The 22,851-nt window shown below is 42.9% G+C and carries 12 protein-coding genes; 9 read left to right on the top strand and 3 right to left on the bottom strand.

The window, feature by feature from the left end:
- Nucleotides 1-105: 105 nt before the first annotated feature.
- The 5 genes from NMG48_RS06190 to NMG48_RS06170 all read left to right on the top strand — a co-directional run bounded on the left by NMG48_RS06190 (nt 106) and on the right by NMG48_RS06170 (nt 6,660).
- Complete coding sequence (locus NMG48_RS06190) at nt 106-1,887, top strand: ABC transporter ATP-binding protein (protein ID WP_271254438.1); 1,782 nt, start codon at nt 106-108, stop codon at nt 1,885-1,887.
- A gap of 166 nt (nt 1,888-2,053) precedes the next feature.
- Nucleotides 2,054-2,302: a DUF433 domain-containing protein gene (locus NMG48_RS06185; protein ID WP_345961247.1), complete on the top strand. Its 249-nt coding sequence runs from the start codon at nt 2,054-2,056 to the stop codon at nt 2,300-2,302.
- A gap of 318 nt (nt 2,303-2,620) precedes the next feature.
- A complete protein-coding gene (locus NMG48_RS06180; RefSeq protein ID WP_271254436.1) occupies nt 2,621-2,917 on the top strand; it encodes a DUF433 domain-containing protein in 297 nt (98 codons plus the stop codon).
- A 2-nt stretch (nt 2,918-2,919) separates the two neighbouring features.
- Nucleotides 2,920-3,261, top strand: a complete 342-nt coding sequence (locus tag NMG48_RS06175; protein ID WP_271254435.1) for a DUF5615 family PIN-like protein — start codon at nt 2,920-2,922, stop codon at nt 3,259-3,261.
- 72 nt (nt 3,262-3,333) lie between these two features.
- Complete coding sequence (locus NMG48_RS06170; protein WP_271254434.1) at nt 3,334-6,660, top strand: leucine-rich repeat domain-containing protein; 3,327 nt, start codon at nt 3,334-3,336, stop codon at nt 6,658-6,660.
- A 68-nt stretch (nt 6,661-6,728) separates the two neighbouring features.
- Here NMG48_RS06170 and NMG48_RS06165 read toward each other — a convergent pair whose 3' ends face one another.
- Nucleotides 6,729-8,042, bottom strand: a complete 1,314-nt coding sequence (locus NMG48_RS06165; RefSeq protein WP_271254433.1) for an amino acid ABC transporter substrate-binding protein — start codon at nt 8,040-8,042, stop codon at nt 6,729-6,731.
- 176 nt (nt 8,043-8,218) lie between these two features.
- On the opposite strand from NMG48_RS06165, the gene NMG48_RS06160 reads away from it, so the two are divergent.
- Together NMG48_RS06160 and NMG48_RS06155 are read left to right on the top strand one after the other, a co-directional pair.
- Nucleotides 8,219-13,321, top strand: coding sequence for a WD40 repeat domain-containing protein (locus NMG48_RS06160; protein WP_271254432.1), 5,103 nt, complete (start codon nt 8,219-8,221; stop codon nt 13,319-13,321).
- A gap of 222 nt (nt 13,322-13,543) precedes the next feature.
- Entirely contained in the window at nt 13,544-14,353 is an 810-nt protein-coding gene (locus NMG48_RS06155; protein WP_271254431.1) for a prohibitin family protein, read from the top strand.
- 136 nt (nt 14,354-14,489) lie between these two features.
- On the opposite strand, the gene NMG48_RS06150 is transcribed toward NMG48_RS06155, so the two are convergent.
- A complete protein-coding gene (locus tag NMG48_RS06150) occupies nt 14,490-17,540 on the bottom strand; it encodes a DUF4114 domain-containing protein (RefSeq protein ID WP_271254430.1) in 3,051 nt (1,016 codons plus the stop codon).
- A gap of 370 nt (nt 17,541-17,910) precedes the next feature.
- Between NMG48_RS06150 and NMG48_RS06145 the strand changes: the two genes are divergently transcribed.
- Entirely contained in the window at nt 17,911-18,972 is a 1,062-nt protein-coding gene (locus tag NMG48_RS06145) for a pentapeptide repeat-containing protein (RefSeq protein ID WP_271254429.1), read from the top strand.
- Here the strand turns inward: NMG48_RS06145 and NMG48_RS06140 are convergent.
- Complete coding sequence (locus NMG48_RS06140; protein WP_271254428.1) at nt 18,903-19,400, bottom strand: DUF427 domain-containing protein; 498 nt, start codon at nt 19,398-19,400, stop codon at nt 18,903-18,905. The two genes, NMG48_RS06145 and NMG48_RS06140, sit on opposite strands and share 70 nt — an antisense overlap.
- 259 nt (nt 19,401-19,659) lie before the next feature.
- On the opposite strand from NMG48_RS06140, the gene NMG48_RS06135 reads away from it, so the two are divergent.
- The gene (locus NMG48_RS06135) at nt 19,660-22,851 is read left to right on the top strand and encodes a CBS domain-containing protein (protein ID WP_271254427.1); all 3,192 of its coding nucleotides are present in this window, start codon (nt 19,660-19,662) and stop codon (nt 22,849-22,851) included.

Here is a 22,851-nt window from a genome sequence, read left to right as displayed (position 1 = left end):
GATGAAAATGTATTCTAGTTATCAAAGCGATCGCGATAAACTTAAAGTTTGGGTCTTGCTTTGTGCCAGCTCCTCTAGCTCTCGATAACTACATACATAACACCAATGTCTACTGTCCATCCTTTCATTCGATTGACCCGATATGCCAGAAATTATCGTCAACAAATTTGGTCGGCGACGATTTGTTCCATTCTTAATAAGTTCTTTGATCTTGCGCCACCAGTTTTGATCGGAGCTGCGATCGACCTAGTATTACAAAAAGAGAACTTCTGGGCAAATCCCTTTGGTGTCCAAGGGTTAGCTGCACAACTATTTGTACTTTCGGCAATTAGCGGAGCGATTTGGGGACTGGAATCAATTTTTGAGTATGCCTATGCGCTCCAATGGCGGAACCTTGCACAGACTGTACAGCATGACCTGCGACTTGATGCCTATCAACATTTACAGGAGTTGGAACTTGCCTTTTTTGAGGAGCGTAGTTCGGGAGGATTGATGTCAATTTTGAGTGATGATGTCAATCAATTGGAACGATTTCTCGATGGAGGAGCCAATGAAGTCATTCAAGTCTCGGCGACAATTCTTTTGATTGGTGGGGCATTTTTTGTGATTACGCCCAATGTGGCTTGGCTAGCGATGTTGCCGATGCCATTTATTCTCTGGGGTTCGATTTGGTTTCAGAGGTTCCTTGCGCCGCGCTATGCTGATGTCCGCGAAAAGGTGGGTTTACTCAATGGTCAATTGTCTAATAACATTGGCGGGATTACGACGATTAAGGCTTTTGTAACGGAGGACTATGAACGGCAACGTATCGAGAAAGAAAGCAATCGCTATCGTCAAAGTAATCGTAAAGCGATCGCCTATAGTGCTGCCTTCGTCCCCTTAATTAGAATTCTAATCTTCATGGGATTTATCGCGATTTTGTATTTTGGTGGATTGGAAGTACAAGCCCAAAGACTATCGGTAGGCAATTATTCAGTGATGATTTATCTAATTCAACGGTTGCTATGGCCCCTAACGCGCTTAGGTGAAACCCTCGACCAATACCAAAGGGCTATGGCTTCTACTAATCGAATTCTTGATTTGTTGGATACTCCCATTGCCATCCATTCAGGCTCAAGAACTCTCGCTCCCGCAATAGTCCAAGGCGCAATTCAGTTAAAGAATGTCACATTTGGTTATAAGCCTGAATTTCCCATTATTGAACATCTCTCCTTAGAAATTGCAGCAAATAAAACTACTGCAATTGTGGGCGCAACGGGTTCGGGTAAGAGTACTTTAGTCAAATTGCTTTTGCGTTTATACGAAGTTCAATTGGGCAATATCTTGCTTGATGGTATTGATATTCGCGATCTTGAATTGCGATCGCTACGTTCCTGTATGGGTTGGGTGAGCCAAGATGTCTTTCTCTTTCACGGCTCTGTTTTAGAAAATATTGCCTATGGTTCCTTTGATGCAACGGTTGAGCAGATTGTGGAAGCCGCTAAGATTGCAGAAGCCCATGAGTTTATCCAAGCTTTGCCTCAGGGTTACGATACGATTGTTGGTGAGCGTGGTCAGAAGCTCTCAGGTGGTCAGCGACAAAGAATTGCGATCGCCCGTGCGGTGTTACGCAATCCGCCAATCTTGATTCTGGATGAGGCAACTTCGGCGGTAGATAATGAAACTGAGGCAGCGATTCAAAAGTCCCTCGATCAGATTACCAAAAACCGTACTACGATCGCGATCGCCCATCGTCTCTCTACAATTCGCAATGCCGATCGCATTTATGTAATGGATCAAGGCAAGGTCGTTGAGACAGGAACCCACGACCAGTTAGTTGCTTTGAATGGTATTTATACTAGTCTATGGAATCTGCAAACGGGGCAGACTCACGAGTTTGTAGGATAGGTCAACTGCTGCTGTAGCGATCGCTGAGTCAAAAATTATGGTTTAGAAAGCATTACTTGCTAGTTTCCCTTTTCCTTTGCAACGCGATCGCCTATCTAAAAAATCTTGTAAAATGTTACTGGTAAGGTGATGCGGATCTACAAAACTTGTTTTAAATAGAAAAATGATGAATCGACAAAAACTGTTAGCTCGAATTTCCATAAATCCAAATATTTGTTTTGGTAAACCTTGCATTCGAGGTCATCGGATTTGGGTGTCTTTGATTCTTGATTTTTTAGCAAGTGGAATGACGATCGCTGAATTAATTGAAGAGTATACCCAATTACAAGTGGATGATATTTATGCTTGTATTGCCTATGGTGCGGAAATGTCGCGGGATCGATATATTGATATTCCTTTGGAGCAGTCTGCGTGAAGCTGAAGTTAGATGAAAATTTGGGCGATGATCGGTGGTTTAGAGCGTGAGGATATAATTGGTAAGCTTTGGATAGTGCAACGCGGACGTATTCGCATTCATCAACCTCTTACTGATGATAATTAGACTTTTTAACAAGAAAAGATTTTTTCCTTTTTAATTTTTCCTTATGAATGATGCAGAGTTATTGGCAATAATCGCACAAGCAGAACGAGAGGGCTAGACTGAAATCGATCTGTCAGGGAACGATCAGGGAAAATTGCGATCGCCTATTTAAAAAGCTTGTAAAATATAGTTAGTTCGTTCTTACCTGAAACTATGAGTATTACCGCAACAATTTATCCTTATATTGCCGCTAGTTCTGAGATTGCGGGTGGTGTGCCAATTATTGAAGGTACGAGAGTAACGGTGCGGCGGATTGCTGGATATTATCAGATGGGGATGAATGTGGATGAAATTTTAAGTGTGCTTTCCCATTTACGACCTTCTCAGGTACATTCGGCGCTTGCCTATTATTTCGATCATCAGGAGGAAATTGAGAAGGATTTGGAAGAGTCTTCTAATATTGAGTATTGGAAGAGTCAAGCGTTAGTTCATCCTAAAGCGGGTCGTTAAAGATGACTAAGGTGAAGTTATTGCTAGATGAAGATGTGCAGCTTGACTTGGCTTCGGCTTTACGCAAGAGGGGGTATGAGGCTACTCATGTGCAAGAGTTGGGTAGAAAGGGAAGAAGCGATCGCGAACAGTTTGAGTATGCGATCGAGCAGGGTAGTTGTATGTTTACTTTCAATGTGAAGGATTTTGTGTTGCTGCACAATGACCATGTGATTTCAGAAAAGGAACATTTTGGAATTATTGTATCGCCTCAGTTGCCGATTGGTGAAGCTTTGCGGAGGTTGTTAGTTTTGCTACAAAGAAGTTCCCATGAATCGACAAAAAATGTGTTGGAATTTCTATGAATAATATTCTGATTAAATTGCAATCTAAAAAAATCATTTTTCCTTTTTTCTTTCTACTTTTTCCTTGAATTTATGACAGACGCAGAGTTATTGGCAATAATCGCACAAGCAGAACGTGAGGGCTGGACGGAACTCGATCTGTCGGGGAACGATCTGGAAGGGTTGCCCAGAGCAATTGGACGGTTGCAAAGTCTGGAAAAGTTGATTTTAGGTAAGTGGGACGATAAGGAAGGAAAGAAAGGAAATAGTTTAACTGCTATTCCCCAAGAAATTTTTCAATTGACCAATCTCAAAGAACTTTCTATTGCATACAACCAAATCACGTCGATACCAGACTCGATCTCGAACTTAGCCAATCTGACTACGCTTTCCCTCTCTAGCAACCAAATCACGGCGATACCAGACTCGTTCTCCAACTTAGCCAATCTGACTACGCTTAACCTCTCTAGCAACCAAATCACGGCGATACCAGACTCGTTCTCCAACTTAGCCAATCTGACTACGCTTAACCTCTCTAGCAACCAAATCACGGCGATACCAGACTCGTTCTCCAACTTAGCCAATCTGACTACGCTTTACCTCTATAGCAACCAAATCACGGCGATACCAGACTCGTTCTCCAACTTAGCCAATCTGACTACGCTTTACCTCTATAGCAACCAAATCACGGCGATACCAGACTCGTTCTCCAACTTAGCCAATCTGACTACGCTTAACCTCTCTAGCAACCAAATCACGGCGATACCAGACTCGTTCTCCAACTTAGCCAATCTGACTACGCTTTACCTCTATAGCAACCAAATCACGGCGATACCAGACTCGTTCTCCAACTTAGCCAATCTGACTACGCTTTACCTCTATAGCAACCAAATCACGGCGATACCAGACTCGTTCTCCAACTTAGCCAATCTGACTACGCTTTACCTCTATAGCAACCAAATCACGGCGATACCAGACTCGATCTCGAACTTAGCCAATCTGACTACGCTTTACCTCTCTAGCAACCAAATCACGGCGATACCAGACTCGTTCTCCAACTTAGCCAATCTGACTACGCTTAACCTCTCTAGCAACCAAATCACGGCGATACCAGACTCGTTCTCCAACTTAGCCAATCTGACTACGCTTAACCTCTCTAGCAACCAAATCACGGCGATACCAGACTCGTTCTCCAACTTAGCCAATCTGACTACGCTTTACCTCTATAGCAACCAAATCACGGCGATACCAGACTCGTTCTCCAACTTAGCCAATCTGACTACGCTTTACCTCTATAGCAACCAAATCACGGCGATACCAGACTCGTTCTCCAACTTAGCCAATCTGACTACGCTTTACCTCTATAGCAACCAAATCACGGCGATACCAGACTCGTTCTCCAACTTAGCCAATCTGACGGAGCTTAAACTTATAGATAATCCATTACCGATTCCGCCAGAAATTTTGGAAGATTATTACAACCCATCGGCGATTATTGGCTATTGGCAAAAATGGAAACAGAGCGAACGAAAGCCACTTAATGAAGCGAAAGTAATCTTAATCGGACATGGCGCAGTTGGCAAAACCTCACTGGTGCGGCAGTTGATCGATCGCAACTTCAAACCCGATGAAACCAAAACCGAAGGCATTGATATCAGACATTGGCAAATAAAAGCTCGTGAAGAAACAGTCAAGCTCAGGGTTTGGGACTTTGGCGGACAGGAAATCATGCACGCCACCCATCAGTTCTTTTTGACCGAGCGCAGCCTCTATCTTTTAGTACTCAATGCCCGCAAAGACGAAGGCAACAACGATGTCGAATATTGGCTAAAAATTATTGAGAGCTTCGGCAAAGATGCCCCCGTCCTGATTATTGCCAACAAAAGCGACGAACATCCCCTCAAACTCAACCGCCGCCATCTGCAAGAGAAATATCCCAACATTCAAGGCTTCTTTGAAACCTCCTGCAAAACAGGGCTAGGCGTTGGTGAACTTCGCAAAGCGATCGCCCAACAAATCGCCGCAATGGATCATGTGTTTAATGAACTACCCCAGCAATGGTTTCACCTCAAAGAGCAAATCGAAAAGGACAAACGCGACCATATCAGCTATACCGAATACGAACGTATCTGCAACGATCAAGAAATTAGCGATCGCCAAGAACGCCGCGACCTAATTCGCCTCTTGCACCTACTGGGCATCGTTCTCAACTTCGCCGAAGATACCAGACTCCAAGACACCAGCGTTCTCAATCCCGAATGGGTCACAGGCGGCGTATATCGCATTCTCAATGACAATTTACTCAGCACCAAATACAAGGGAATGCTGAACTGGCAAGACCTCACCCGCATTCTCACGCCCAAAAATAAAGGCGATCGCGATTGTTATTCAGAAAATCGCGATCGGCAATTCATTCTCGACATGATGCAAAAATTCGAGTTATGTTTTCCCCTTGATGCTAATTCTCAAAAGCCCATTTACCTAATTCCCGAACTCCTTGACGAAGAAGAACCCGACACAGGCACATGGGAAAATACCCTCAACCTTGAATATCACTACAAAATCCTATTTAGCAGTGTCATTTCCCGCTTCATTGTCAAAATGCACCGCTGCATCTCTAAACGCACCTACTGGCGCACAGGTGTAATTCTCGCATTCCCCGAAGGTAATCGCGCCTACATCAAAGCCGATCTCGCCGACGCGAAAATCTTTATCCGCATCGATGGCAATCCCAACACTCGCCGATCCTCCCTCGCCGCCATTCGCAACAATTTTGAATCGATCCACCACAGCATCTCGGCACTAGAAGTCGATGAGCGTGTTCCCTTACCAGATAATCCTAAAGTCAGTATCAGTTACAAACATCTACTCAAATTAGAATCGAGAGGTGAGATAAATTATTTTCCTGAAGGTAGCGATCGCGCTTACAATATCCGCGAATTACTTGATGGCATTAGTAGTATTGAAGATAGGCGATCGCGCCAAAATTATGATAAACGTGAAGATGCTTTCAGCCGCTATCCCCAGCCTGTCATCGTTAATATCAATACCCACAATCAACAACAACAAATCACAGCCATGACGCAAGAGCCAGATAACAACTCCAAATCGACCATATCATCCAGACCCAAACGAAACCCTTGGACATCAGGCTCATTTTTTCTGTTTGCTCTTGTCGTAATCATTGCCGCGATTATCATTGCTAGTAAATATATCCCTCCAATTTTTCTCCCGATCGTAATTATTGGAGGGATTCTAGGTTTAGGTGTAGTTGGTGCATTACAGCTTCGTAATGACGAAGGACTATCTGAAGAAAATTTTTTAATCCTGATGTTAAAAACCTATACACTCCTTCCTTTTTTGAAACAGGATAGATCTGACAACAAATCCAATCCACCAAATCTAGAAGAAAAGAGTTAAACATATGGTGATACAACACAATAAATTGTGATCTGAAAGCTAAAACCCATTGTGAAACAGTTTTTTAGCTATCTAAAGGGCATCGAATAGAGCAAACCGCCTTGCTTCCAAGTGCGATTTAATCCGCGTGGAACATCTAGAGGAGCTAGATTACGATTATAGATATCGCTGTAGTTGCCGACTTGCTTCAGGATTTGGGTAGTCCAATCTGGCGCAAGCCCTAGCTCAATGCCCAGCGAATCCGAAGTACCGAGAAACCTTGAGACCTCAGGATTCTTAGTATCTTTGAAAATGGTGTAGTTATCCATGCTGATGCCCAACTCTTCTGCATAAAAAGTGGCATAGACCACCCAAGTCACAACATCCCTCCAGCGCTTATCATTGCCAACTAAGGCAGGACTCAGAGGTTCTTTGGAGAAACTAACATCGAGGATTTTGTGATCAGCAGGACGAGGAAGTTTACTTCTCCATGCGGCGAGTTGCGATTTTTCAGAAGAGATTGCGTCACAGTCACCTTTGGCATAGGTATTCAAGACACTATCAAGATCGGGCAGAATCGTTGGATAGATATCAATATTGGCTTCCTTCAGAGCCGATTCGAGATTGTTAGCATTGATACCTGTTTCCACACAGATTTTTTTGCCTGATAGCTCTTTGAGAGAGAGAGTCGATTCTTCACTAGTTTTTGGAGATTGCTTATCGGATTTACTATCTTTAGCATCTGATTTACTAGTTTTGTCAGGTTCTGGGGTACTGGTGGCACTAGGGGATGCAGAGGGGGATGCAGAAGTAGTTGCGCTAGGACTAGGTGAACTACTGGGTGAACTGCTGGGCGTAGTCGGCTTTGCTCCAGTTCGTACCATTATCCCCTGACCATCAAAGAAAGTTGTTGGGGCAAAGGAAATATTGGGGGTGGCATCACGGGTTAGCGTGCGCGTAGTATTTCGCATCAAAAGATCAACTTCACCACTTTGTAAGGCAGTAAATCGATCCTTTGCTAGTAAAGGTTTAAACTCAACGGCTTTGGCATCGCCCAAGACTGCCGCCGCGATCGCTTTGCAATAATCGACATCTAAGCCACTCCAGACTCCCTTATCATCAACATAACTAAAGCCTGATAATTTGCCATTTACGCCACAGATGAGCTTGCCGCGAGTTTTCACCCTTTCTAAAATGCCCTCTGGCTCCTTAGCGATCGCTGCCGTTGTGGGTTTGGCAGTGCTGGTTGGCGAGGCATTGGGGGTTGGGGTTGATTGCTGCTCCTGACAACCTGACAGGAGAGCAATGGTTAAGCTCGCAAAAAAACACCATTGACGCAGGGGTATTTTTTTCTTAGGAGAAGTTAAAGAGTCTGTAGGCAAATGCTTGGGCATTAAGCTCATGTATTTAGCGACGAATCGTTTAGTCTAAGGAAAATTGGCATTGATTACTGATGTTACAACGATTTTGCCATTGATTTTGTCATTAATGCCCTATAGTCAAGTGAGCCCTTTCTAAGATTAAGTAGTAATATAGGTTGTGTAGATTACAGTATCGCCATAGCGATTAAGCAAATCAAGTGATTCAGGTCGATCAATCGATCAGGCATCTGGAAGACTTATATTCCCTTAATGAGCGATCGCTAGATATTTTAGTTAAAGCGATCAATTCATCTCAGGGATCTTTTTCGCTGATCGTTATTAACTGTAACTACCGTAATCTGCGTCAAAAAATCTTGACTGCCCTTACCACCAAAACGGGTTGGCTATGTCGTGAAATCTGGTGGCGAGAATCCCATGAAAATTTATACGGGAAGTTGCAAAATCTTCTGAGAGATGGAGAAATTGAAAATATTCCTGCCCTAATGTGTTTGGGCTTAGAGCAAACTAGGGCAAACAATCCAGAGGATTTTGCAAAGTTATTCTTTGATGCCAATCTATTTCGCGATCGCCTCAAAAGGCATCTCAAATGCCCACTGGTACTATGGCTCGATGATCTGCATCTACAACAGCTTTTAGTAACGGCTCCTGAACTTGCAAATCTCGCTGCTCCTCCGATTAAGTTTGAACTTGCGCCTATGGAGTTAGCCCGTGAAGTGCATCAGCAAGTCGAGCGGCTGTTTGAAGTTACCAGAAATCCCCAGATCCCTCTATTTTGGCAAGATAGCAAAATCGATGCCGATCGCGACGCATTTTCCTATAGTGAGCTAGAGCTTGCCAGACGTGAGCTACGCATTTCCCAGCAGCAGGATCAACATGAGCATCCCCAGATTTGCCCAGAAATGGAGGCGAAATTAGATTTTGTGTTGGGACGTTTGTTGTGGCGATCACCTGAAGCACATGCCAATGAGGTCTATGAAGAATCTCAAGGTGAAGTACATAGCGTCTCCCAAATTTATTATCAATGCAGTCTAGCCTATTGGCAAAAGGAACATAAGCTGGTTGAAAGTGGCATCGTTTTATTCTATCTAGGGAATTTATGGTGGCATAACTCCTTTGTGAATGGGCGGCAGGCTCATGATTCTTGGATTAAAGCTAAGAAATTCTTTCAAGAAGCGATCGCCGCTTTTAAAAGTGCAGAGCGTAATGAACTCATTGCAAAATATAGTCGCGCCTATAGCGGTGTTCTCGAACAACTGAGGGAATGGCAAGAGCTAGAACAGGTGATCCAATCATTGCTGCCATTGCATGAACAGATGCCCCTCGAACTTGCCCAAGACTATGGCTATTTAGCCAAAATTGCTGTAGAAAAGAGAGACTGGGCAAAGGTCAAAGAATATTCCAGCTATGCGATCGCTACCCTAGAGAAAGCCCCTATTTTTGATGACGATCAGCTAGCGTACAATTGGCAGCGTCTGCGTCAAATCCAAGTCGGACAATATCAACTTTTACTAACTCAGAGCCATTTTCAACTCAAAGAATTAGATTTAGCCGCAGCCTTGATGAAATCGATGCTCGCTAATTTCAATTTCAATGATGAACCAAAACTCTATATCCGCTTCCTTGATACTTTTCATGATATTGCCTTTGCCCAAGGGCTGTATCTGCAAGCCTTTCAGACCAGAAAAAAACAGCGATCGCTAGAGCAGCAATATGGACTTAGAGCCTTTATCGGTGCAGGAGTTCTCCAGCCTAAACAATTTTCACCCAATCCAAGTATTGCTGCCCTTGATACGAGTAGATTTGATGTTAATGCCAGTGAGATTGTTGCCTCAGGACGCAATCAGGATGTTGAGCGTTTAGTTGAGCGGATTCTTTCGGTGGAGCATCAACTCACTGTCATTCATGGTGAGTCGGGCGTTGGTAAAAGCTCATTGGTCAGAGCAGGGCTAATTCCTGCCCTAATTCAGCGATCGCTAACAGGACAAGAATTAATTCCCATCAAGATTCGTGTTTATACAGACTGGGTTAATGCTATTTCCTTTGCGCTGTATGTTGGTCAGGACTTCAGCAATGGATTCAATATTTTTAGAGATGATGTAACCCAAATACCTCCATCCCATCGTCGATATCGTGAACGGAGGAAAAATGGCGATCGTGATGCCGCGAACCTACTCAATAAACTTAAACAAGTAGCCAATAGTGGCACTCAGATTGTTCTTATTTTCGACCAATTTGAAGAATTCTTTTTTATCTACAATCAGCCACAGGAAAGAGAAGTCTTTATAGAATTTTGGCGAGCTTGCCTCAAAATTCCATTACTAAAATTAGTCGTCTCGATCCGTGAAGATTACTTATATTTACTCTTAGAGTTAGAATCTGCCCATGCAGAAGTTGATATTCTGAGTCGCAACTTTCGATATGCACTAGGCAATCTCTCTGTCTCTGATGCTAAATCCTTAATCGAAAATCTCACTGAACAAGCAAACTTTCCCCTTGAACCAGTTTTAATTGATGAGTTAGTTAGAGATTTAGCAGGCGATCGCGGCACGGTGCGCCCCATCGAATTGCAGTTAGTCGGTTCTCAACTCCAAGACCGTAATATTAATACGCTGGCTGCCTACCGTCTTGCGGGTGGCAAACAGCGCCTCGTTGAGCAATCTGTAGAAGAGGTGATCCAAGCCTGTGGCAAAGCTGCTTTTATTGCCCAACAGGTGCTAGTTCTATTGACCGACGAACAGGGTAAGCGCCCATTACGGACTTATAACGAATTACGCACAGGGATTTTACCTTATTCTGGCAATACAGCCGATCTAGACTTAGTTTTAGAGATTCTCATTGGCTCAGGTTTAGTCTTTCAATTATCGGATGTTGATAGCAATCGTTATCAATTGATCCATGATTATCTAGTGGCATTTATTCGGGCGAATCAAGAAGCAGGTTTGCAAGCAGAGTTAATCAAGGTACGTTCTTCTGCCCAACGGAGTCAAACCAACTTCAACCGTCTCACTAAGTTTGCGTTAGTGGGTACAGCATTGGGACTCTTTATTATGGCAGGCTTAGCATTTCAAGCCAATCGCCAACGTCAACTCGCTGAATTTGGTGAAATTGAAGCCTTGATCTCTTCGGCAAAGTCCAGCTTTTTGCTAAATAATCAATTGGAAGCATTAGCAACGGTTGTGAAGTCGGCGAAGAAACTGAACAATACTAGTGAGGGAGCAGATCGAAGTAGAATTACCAAATTAAATTTGGAAGCACTCCAAATGATTGTCTATAGTATGCGTGAGCGCTATCGATTTAATCCTCAAAAAATGGATGCTCCATTCTATGCAGCTAAATTTAGTCATAATGGCAATATTATGGCTTTCGGGAGCTATGACGGTAGCGTTTATCTCTTTCAAAGTAATGGTAAGCCGATTTCGCGCCTCATTGGGTTTAATGCGATCGAAATTCGGGGCTTGAGTTTTAGTCCCGATGATCGCCAGATTGCGTCGGTGGGACAGGGCAAAAGTGTTCGCATTTGGGATGTTGAGACAGGTAAGCTAGTTGCTAAGTTCTATGCCCATCAGGACGATATCTTTAGAGTCCATTTCCATCCTCAAGGCAAAATGTTGCTCACGGCAAGTAAAGATGGCACGGCAAAACTTTGGGATCGTGATCGCGGCATGGAAATAGTCACGATCAGACCTACAAATATGGAGAACAATCCGATTAAAAGTCGCGGTGCGGATGCAATTCAAGATGCTAGTTTTAGCCCCGATGGTAATTTGATTGTGACTGCTAAGGGTCGCACCATTTCACTCTGGAACTTGCAAGGACAATTACTGACGAGTGCGATCGCCCATGACAAAAAAATTCATAGTGTGAGTTTCCATCCAAGTGGCAAGCAATTAGCCACCTCTGGCAGTGATGAAACCGTCAAGATATGGAAAATCGTCGAAAAGCCGATTATTAATCCTGTGGATCTATCAAATATTTCTGAGGAGCTACCTGATGGATTGACTGAGATTGAAAACAGAACAGGTAGTGAACCAGCTCCACCGAAGTCTGTCAGCTATCAACTGCAATTGACCCACACCTTCAAAACGAACGCAACGGATATTTTGAGTGTCAAGTTTAGTGCTGATGGTCAAAGGATTGCCCTTGGCGCTCAAGACAATTCGATTCAAATCCTCAATCTCGAAGGGGCGATCGAAATGAAATTAGGCGGACATACCAATGCTATTTTTGACGTTAATTTTAGCCCCAGTGGTCGCTATCTTCTATCAGCTAGCAAGGATCGTACCGTGCGACTCTGGGATCTCAAAGCAACATTGCTCGATACCATTTATGGACATACCGATAATATTTGGTCAGTGAATTTTAGCCCTGATGGAAAAATATTTGCCTCAGGTGGTGTCGATAAAAGTGTGCGTCTTTGGAATGCCGATGGTTCTTTCCGTCAAGAACTCAAAGGGCATGAGGATACAGTCTATGGGGTAAGCTTTAGCGCTGATGGTAAGAAATTGGTTTCCGCCAGTACTGACAAAACCGTCAAGATTTGGGATAGAACATCAGGGAAACTCCTGCATACGCTCAATATTCATGGATCGGGGCTGGTCTATGCCGCCTTTAGCCCTGATCAAAAGACCTTAGTGACTCTGGGTATCGATAATAAAATTAAGCTGTGGCAATGGGATAACACGGACAAGCCCAAGTTATTGCATGTCCTAGATGGTCATAAAAAAGAAGTTTGGGCGATCGCCTTTAGTCCTGATAGTCAGTCCTTAGCCTCGACCAGTAATGATCAAACCGTAAGAATTTGGAATGTGAAGACTGGACAAAATACCAACACGATGGAAGCCCATCTCAATGGTGGTTTGGCGGTTGCCTATACCCCCGATGGAAAACAAATTGCTTCGGCAGGCAAAGATGGCAAGGTCAAATTATGGAATGCTCAAACAGGAATATTAGAAAAAGTAATTACGGTGAATGTGGATTCTTGGATCTATGGCATTAACTTTAGTCCTAATGGTCGTGCGATCGCCACAGCCAATGCTGATAAAACAATCAAAATTGTCGATCTTGAGAGTGGTGAAATCCTCAAAAATTTGGTAGGTCATACCGCCGAGGTCAATGCAGTGAGCTACAGTCCTAATGGGGAATACCTGATTTCAGCGAGTCGCGACAATACTCTAAAATTGTGGAATGCGGAGACCTTGACGTTTAATGAGCTAGTTCAGAGGGGTTGCAATCTGCTAGAAAATTATCTCGAATATACACCAACCCTAACCCCAGAACAGAAACAACTCTGTAAGCAATGATGGCTTGCCCTATAATTTTGAAATGGGCTTTGAGAGAGGGTTTGCGTAGCAAACCCTCTCTCAAAGCCCAAAAGAAAAAGCTTTGCGTAGCAAAGTTTTTTCTTTTGGGCTTTTAAAATTTGCCAGCTTAACCCGAACTGAGGTTAAGAAAATATATGGAGAGTCAGTGCAAGACCCCACCGCTCTAATATGATTGAGTGCCATAAACATTAGGAAAAAGTAATGCAAGACCAAGAAACAAGCTGGCAATCCTTAATCCTAGTTGCCATATTAGGAATTCTCGCGGTCATCAGTTTTAACTCCTTCGTAATCATCAACCCCGGAGAGGCAGGGGTATTGAGCATTTTAGGAAAAGCCAAGGATGGCGTATTACTAGAAGGTGTACATTTTAAACCGCCCGTAATTTCTCAGGTTGATGTCTATGACTTAACTGTCCAGAAGTTTGAAGTGCCTGCCCAAAGTTCTACCAAGGATTTGCAGCAGCTGACAGCAAGTTTTGCGATTAACTTTCGCCTTGATCCTATCGAAGTAGTTACAATCCGTCGTACTCAAGGCACTTTGCAAAATATTGTTTCCAAAATCATTGCTCCACAAACTCAAGAATCTTTTAAAGTTGCTGCCGCCAGACGTACAGTAGAAGAAGCAATTACTAAGCGTGATGAACTGAAGTTAGATTTTGATGAGGCTCTCAGCCAGCGATTGAGCAAGTACGGCATCATTGTTTTAGATACCAGTGTTGTCGATCTAAACTTCTCTACAGAATTCTCTAAGGCAGTAGAAGAAAAACAAATTGCTGAACAACGTGCTCAAAGGGCTGTATACATTGCCAGAGAAGCTGAGCAAGAGGCAGAGGCAACTATTAACCGTGCTAAGGGACAAGCGGAGGCTCAACGTCTCTTACGAGAAACCTTAACTTCTGAGCTATTACAAAAACAGGCGATCGAAAAATGGGATGGTAAATTTCCACAAGTATTAGGTGGAAATGGCGCAGTTCCCTTTCTAAATATCGATATTACAAAGTCGCAGAAGTAAGTTAAAAAACTGTGGTACACGTACAACGTGCGCCACAGTTTTTACTCTACAGAAATCGCTAGCTTAAAGCGTGATCAATTAATCTAAAAGTGAAGATAGGCGGTACTTTGCACCGCCTATCTTCTTGATTCATTATTTAAAAAATGAGGCTATTAGTGACAGCAGTGATATTGGTGTTATTAACAGTCAATAAGTTCACTAGATTATTGGTATTGCCTAACCCGTCGGGAGAGACTTGGACAACCGTGTTTGTACCAAGTTGCTGGAATCGGACAAATCCATCAGCGATCGCATTAGAGCCTTGGTAGCTGATGGAACTCAGTACACCCTTGAGATTAATGACATCACCAGCACCGAAATCGATGACTGTATCACCAGCCTCATTGACATTGTTAAATTGGAAGATATCATTGCCCGCACCACCAACAAGGATGTCATTTCCCTTGCCACCGATGAGGATATCGTTGCCAGCACCGCCAGAAATATATTCATTAGCCTCGGTTCCTTGTAGGGTATCGCTCCAGCTAAATCCAAAGAGAAATTGAGAACTGGTGGTCGCAGAGGGATTGCTCGCATATTTGAGCAGGTTTTGTCCCATGTCAGTTGATCGCCAATCTTTGTTAGCTGCCATCACGCGATCGAGAGTATCTGCACTTACAGAAGCATCCCCTTTAATGCGGAAGATAATATCGTTGTAGTCGCGATCGCTCACACCATCAAGACGTTGATCTTCAATCGAAACTACAAACGAACCATTACCCAAATCGGTTTTGCCCATTTGAAAGCTACGGCTAGGATTGTTATCGAGCATGGAGAACAAAGGTCTCTTTGTGCCATCAATTGCGGGGTTAGCAATTACTTCGCTAATTGTGCCATTAGGAACTTGGATGACCCCATAGGAACTATTGGGCGCGAGATTGAGTATCTTTGTACCTTTGAATGTACCAGAGTTAAAATTGGATTCCCAATCTAAACCACTAGTGAATTTAGCCGTATCGGTAGTATCGCTTAGTAAAACATAACCTTGAGTAGAGTTACTTGCTACACGGCGAGCCGCCTCAGCAATAAAAGCAGATGAGCCAGCAGCATAGGCATCCATGCCATCAAGGCTGAAAATACCGACATCACCCTTGTAATAGCCACCATCGTAGAGAAATTCTACTTCGATTTGACCAGTCGCACCAGCAGTAATTACACCTTTGTCATATTCGGCACGGTTGGCATAGGCAAGTAATTCTTTGCCACTATCAGAGGTACGCCAGTCGCGTTCAGGATTGACCAAATTATCCATTAAAGGTACGTCACTGGTTGCGCCCTTGACTTGAATTACGATGTCGTTATAGTCGCGATCGGAAATATTTGGTAAGTCTAAACGATTATCTTCAAAGGCATAGGTGTTTTTGCCATCGACATTGACCATTTGTCCAACGGTTGTTCCAAAGGGATTTGCTTCTGGAATCGAGAACATCGGCAAGTTACCAGTTTGATTAATGATGCTGATATCATTGGCGATCGCTGCTACGGTATTGTTCTGTACTAGCATGAAGGCAAAGTGTCCACGGGGAGCCATGTCAAAGGTTTGAGCGCCTTTGTATGCACCAGAGTTAAAGTCCGCTTCCCATGCCACTTGATCCGAAAATTTTGCCGCATCAGTGCGATCTTTAGTGACGACATGACCGAGGTTGGATTCGCTAAGAGCGCGGCGGGATGCCTCTTGGATAAATTCTGCTGATCCAGCTTTGAGATTTTCCATCCCATCGAGACTAAAAATGGCTAATTCACTCTGATACCAACCACCATCATGGAGAAAGTCAATACGAACTTTGCCCGATTCGCCTGTATCGAATATGCCACCGCTATATTTAGGACGAGTCGCATACTGTACCAATTCTTGTCCAACGGAAGAACTACGCCAGTCGCGATCGCGATTAACATTGCTATCCATCAGAGGGGCAACCCCCGTTGCACCTGTAAAGCGAAAAACCATGTCGTTGTAATCCTTGTCGGACATGGTTCCCCAGTCGGTACGCACATCCTCCATGCCAAAGGTGTCACCCCTACCAGTGACATCAACGATTTGACGAATGCTGCTGGGTGCGCCGATATTCGCTTGGGGAATTGAGAAGATGGGCAATCGATTGCCAGACCACATTTTGGTAACATCATTAGCAAGTTCTTGCACTGTGCTATTTTGAATCAACATTACCGCAAAGTCTTCACCTGCATTCATTGAGTAGGTTTTGACACCTTTATAATCGCTTGCATTAAAGCCATCTTCCCATGCAAATTTAGCGGTATATTTTGCGCCTTCATTCCGATCTTGAATGACAATGTGACCTTGAGTAGAGTTACTCAGAGCACGGCGAGTCGCTTCTTGGACAAATTCATAGGAATCAACCTGCAAACCTTCCATTCCTTTGAGGCTAAAGATTGCCATTTCCCCTTGATACCAGCCACCATCATAGAGATAGTCCACACCTACTTGACCAGAATCATCAACGCGAAATACTCCAGAATTAAAGGTCGAACGGCTAGCATAATCCGCGATTTGTTTACCGATCGCTGTATCGATCCAATCTTTGGTAACTGCACTCACATCATCGACTGCGGGAATTTCATTACCTTCAGCCCCTGTTAATTGAAAGACTAGATCGTTATAGTCATAGTCGGAACCATTCTTGAGGCGGACATCTTCCATCGCAAAGACATTGCCTCTGCCTTCGATTCCCTCGACTTGCGTAAATTGTGTACTGCTATCAGGATTAGCAGCGCTAATGGAAAATAGAGGTACGCGATCGCTAACTAGTTCTAAACCATTAGTTAAACTACCAAAAGTTTGGTTAACAGTTCCATTAGGAATTAACATGAAAGCAACTTGATCGCCTGCCTGCATGGAGAAGTTTTTGATGCCTTTGTATGTACCACTATTAAAGTTATCTTCCCAATCTAATTGCGCGCTAAACTTTGCACCCTCAGAACCATCAGAAACTAATATTCTGCCTTGCGTAGAGTTAGTCAGGGCACGACGGGTAGCTTCTTGGATAAATGCGGCTGAGCCAACCTCTAGGCTTTCCATTCCCTTTAGACTAAATACCGCGAGTTCCCCTTGAAACTTGCCCCCATCAAATAAAAAATCAAAGCTGAGTTTGCCCGTTGCCCCTACTGTGAATGTCCCTTGTGCTGCCATGACCTTATTACCTTTAACTTACAACCAACTGTTAATTTATTCTTGACTTCCTATTCCCTTGGGAGGACTTAGCTTTTAGGCGATTAGTTATCCCATGACTCATAGGTTAGGACTTGCAGCTAGCTTCAAGGTCAAGATGGGCAAACCCAAAAGTCCTATAAAAAAAACTTATCAATTAACATATTGCAAAAAGTAAGTTTCCAACTCTTTTTGCAATGGCTTTTCTGCTATGCCTTCCGCTTAGCGGGAGGAACAGTAGGTTTATGTAGAAATTTTCGATTAAACAAACCAAGATATTTTTTGAAAGACTGGCTTCGCCAGTCTTTCAAAAAATATCTTGGTTTGGGTTTGAGCGTAAAGCGCTGTAACTATGCTGAGCTACTTAGCTCAATCTATGTTGATTTCGGCGTTACAATTTGGACTAGAAAATGCATTCCGTAAAATTATGGAACCCAGTGAAGGCGATCAAGTTAGTAATGTTCGTGGTTGGTTAATCGGGGAGCTAAGCCGTTTAGTCGAAATTCCTACAGCGACGATTCGCTATTACGAACGTTTGGGGTTGTTGCTCAAACCATTGCGATCGCCACAGGGTTATCGGCTTTATGCGGCTGATGCGTTAGAGCGATTGTTATTTATCCAAAGTGCTAAAGCCTTTGGGCTATCCCTTGAGGAAATCAAACAATTACTGGACTTACAAGCATCGCAAACTATTCCCTATGCGACTTTTCAGCAGATGGTGAAGCAATATCTAGGCAAGTTGGATCAGCAAATTCAGGAATTAGTATCTCAACGTCAAGCGGTTTCCCAAAGACTCGATCGCATTGCCGAAGCGTTACCTGATTGCGATGTCACTACGACGGAACTCACTCAAAATCCTTTGCTCAATCTCATGAGTGAAGCTACCGATGCGATCGCTTTAGAACAAAATCAAGATGAGATGCCTCGACTCGGCAATCTATTTAGCAATCGCAGTCAGGAGGTTCTCTATATGTATTCCGTTGGCAAGCGGAACTTTCGGCTGATCAATTTGGTGAGTGCGAAACTCAATGGGGCAAATTTGAGCGGTGCGGACTTTACTAATGCCAAATTGATGCTGGCGGATTTATGTGAGTTATCAGCGATCGAGACTCGGTTTGTGGGGGCAAATTTGGTGGGGGCAATGATGAGTGAGGCTTGTTTGCAAAAGTCAAATTTCACGGATGCTTTATTGATGGGGGCAGATCTCAGTGGTGCGGATTTGGAAGATGCAAATTTTACGGCGGCAAATTTGGGAGGTGTGAACTTTGCTGGGGCAAATTTGCGGGGAGTGAATTTTTGCGAGGCAATTTTAGCAGGAGCAGATTTTACTAATACTGAGGGCAATTACCAGCCCCAAGTGCCGACTTCGCCCTTAAAAGGTCCCACAATGTCTGAGGTAATCCAGCCACCATAAAAGTCACCTGCCTGTGGAGTGATTAGTTCGTCATTGACATAGCAGGCATCCATCAGACTACCGTAGAAACTAAGGGAGTCTTGAATCTCTATAAAATTGGGAGTAGGGATAGAATATCGCCATGCCGCATTATTTTGGATACATTTATCAGCGATCGCTACATCATAATATTGGCTCACACCCTTCCATTCACAGCGAGTGCGACGCGAAGTTTCGATCAGATATTCCATTTTAATATCTTCAATAGGAATGTAATAGCAAGGGGGATGGCTGGTTTCGAGAACTCGTTTTGCTCGTTGAGTCTCTGCTAAGACAATGCCATTACAAACAACACGAATATGTTTATCTGTATTTTCTAAAATTGCAGGACGCGGATAGTCCCATACAGATTCTTGTCCTGCCAATGGTTCAATGCGTTGTGGATACATTATTAAAAATCCCTATAGAATTTAATAATTGTTTTATAAACTGAGTATTCTAATAGTAAGTGTAGTAAATAATGTACATGAAATTAAGAAAATATTCGTCAAAACTTAGATTTACTAATATGTTAGGGGGATAATTATTGTTATTTATCTCGATTTTTGGACTATTAGTAAATATTTGAACATAGCAAGTAGATTTTCGGCGTTAAACATCAAAAATCTTGACTAAACTCTTAATTTTAAGGCTTTCATTACAAAGACAATGCTTACTAGCAAATCTTTTACTCAACCAGAATTCAACTCATTGAAGTCGGCGATTATTCGAGATCCATTAACAGTTTCACTCGATACGAAGGTGTTTGATGCCATTAGTATGATGAGTGCTATGCGATCTATCTGTGAAACCACAAGAACTGAGTCTAGTCAATTTGAAGTCATGGAGCTAGAGGCGCGATCTAGTTGTGTATTAGTCTTGAGAGAGCAGAAAGTCGTTGGTATTCTCACTGAACGGGATATAGTGAGATTGACTGCCCAAAAGCATTCTTTGGGAGATTTATTAGTGCGGGATGTAATGACATACCCAGTGGTCACTCTTTATGAATCGGCTTTTCCTGATTTGTTTTTTGTGATCAATCTTCTCCAAAAGTATCACATTCGTCATATACCGATTTTAGATGAACAGAATCTTTTAGTGGGACTAGTGACCCATGAAAGCCTCAGGCAAACTACTAGTCCTGAGGATATTCTGCGATCGCGGACAGTATCAGATGTAATGACTAAAGAGGTGATATGGGCGACTCCCGATAGTTCAATCCTAAAGATTACGCAGCTAATGTTTGAACATCATGTGAGCTGCGTAGTTATTGCGAGATTGGTGGAAATGAGTCGTATTCCCGTAGGGATTTTGACTGAACGCGATATTGTGCAATTTCAGGGATTAGGTTTGAATTTAGAAACCTATCTAGCTCATGAAGTCATGAGTACGCCCATATTTACGGTGCAATCTGAGGATTCATTGTGGAATGTTCAGCAAAAAATGGAGCAGTATCTAATCCATCGATTAGCCGTAACCACTGAGCAGGGCGAACTCATTGGGATCGTTACGCGCACTAGTTTACTGCAAGTTCTTAATCCTTTGGAATTGCATAAACAAGCGGAGGTGTTGGAAAAGAAAGTAGTACAACTAGAATCGGAGAAAATGCAGCTACTAACCAGTCGTAATCTGGAACTAGAGCAACAGGTTGAAGCTCGTACCCTTGCATTACAGGAAAAAGTAAAGCGGGAAAAATTACTGGCAGAACTATCCACTCAAATTCGCGCTTCTTTGAGTCTGCAAACGATTCTCGATACGACCGTGGAAGGAGTACGCCAACTGCTAAACTGCGATCGCGTCAATATAATTAAGCTGGAAGTTGATGGCACAAATATAATTGTTGCGGAATCTACAGACTCAGAGATATCGACTTTGGGGCAAATAGTTGATGGAATTGATACTGAGCAAATCCGTATAGGATGTCTAGATTGTGATATAGATTTTTCTTGTTATTCCGTAGGAAATATTTACGCAAGTACAATGTCAGCCTATCGGCAAAATATCCTCACTAAATTTAAGATTTGTGCCCAGATTTTAGTGCCAATTCTATATAATGATGAACTATGGGGATTTCTCAATGTCACCGAAAGTGAGAAAGCGCGTGAGTGGCAGATAGAAGAAATTGAGCTACTACAGTCTTTGTCAGTACATTTGGCGATCGCCTTACATCAAGTTAGGATTAATCAAAAATTACAAGATCGTCTCAACGAATGTGAATTAGCAGAAATGCGGTTACGTCAAAGTGAAGCGCAGAGTCACACGATTTTAGCCACTATTCCAGACATTATGGTTCGGGTTGGTGCTGATGGTTGTTATCGTGGGTATGTGACACCATATCAAGATTTTGGAATTCTTGATCGCGACACTGATATAGCAGGGCTTGCAATCAAGGATATGCTCCCTCCAGAGATTGCCCAGCAGCAGTTATATTACTTGCAGAAAGCACTAGAGACAGGGGAGTTGCAAATTTATGAACAGCAAATCCAAGTTCGCGATCGCATCCAAGATGAAGAGGTTCGAGTAATCAAATACGGTGATGATGAAGTTTTATTTATGATCCGTGATATTAGCGATCGTAAAAAGGCAGAGAGGGATCTACACAAACTTAATCAAGAGTTAGAATCTAAAGTAGAGAGACGTACTAAACAGCTACAACAAATAAATCAAGAACTGGCGCGTGTTACTGGGCTTAAGGACGAATTTCTGGCAAATATGAGTCATGAACTCCGCACTCCTCTCAATGCGATTTTGGGCATGACCGACGGGCTAAAAGAGGGATTTTTTGGTGATGTCAACGAACAGCAACTTGGCGCTTTGAAGATTGTAGAAAGTAGTGGTTCGCATCTACTGGAATTAATCGATGATATTCTTGACCTTGCCAAAATTGAATCTGGACAAATTGAACTAGATATGACATCAGTTCCTGTGGCGAGTCTCTGTCAGTCTAGTCTTGCCTTTGTTAAACAGCAAGCCCTGCGAAAACGGATTCAACTTGATGTTAAACTACAGCTTAATTTACCTAATCTTTTGGTAGATGAACGGCGCATTCGACAGGTATTAATTAATCTCCTCAATAATGCTGTGAAGTTTACGCCAGAGGGAGGAAGTATTAGCTTAGAAGCCTCTTTTTATAAAGTATTGAATGATCAAGAGCGAAACTATTTAAGGATTTCTGTAATTGATACGGGCATCGGTATTTTACCTAAAAATATCCATAAACTCTTCCAGCCGTTTATTCAAATCGATAGCGCTCTCAATCGTGAATATAATGGGACAGGACTAGGACTAGCACTAGTTAAACGGATTGTGGAACTGCATGGTGGAAAGGTAGAACTCACGAGTGAGATTGATGTCGGTAGCTGCTTTACAGTTAATTTGCCTTGTTATTCTTACTCCCATTCTCCTATAGACACCACAAGGGATGATAGGGGTAATTATGATGATGGAGAAGATTACTCTATTGATGCAAATATTATTCAGAAATCTTTGATCTTATTAGCTGAAGATAATATTGCTAATATTAGTATGCTTTCTAAATGTCTTGAAACCAAAGGTTATCGTTTTCTATTAGCCAAAGATGGACAAGAAGCTATTGATTATGCCAAGGCTTACCATCCAGACCTAATTTTAATGGATATTCAAATGCCTAGGGTAAACGGACTGGAGGCTATTCAACAAATTCGGTGCGATCGCAATTTGGTTGACACCCCTATTATTGCTCTAACGGCATTAGCGATGGCAGGCGATCGCGAACGCTGTTTAGCCGCAGGTGCTAATGAGTATTTAGCAAAACCAGTTAAAATAAGACAATTAGAAAAAACAATTCAGCGATTTCTATTTAATAAAGATGTCAATAAATAA

The organism is Pseudanabaena sp. Chao 1811 (assembly GCF_027942295.1).
GTDB lineage: Bacteria > Cyanobacteriota > Cyanobacteriia > Pseudanabaenales > Pseudanabaenaceae > Pseudanabaena.
The sequence above is the reverse complement of the archived record's forward strand: the minus strand, read 5'-3'. Positions and strand labels throughout refer to the sequence as shown.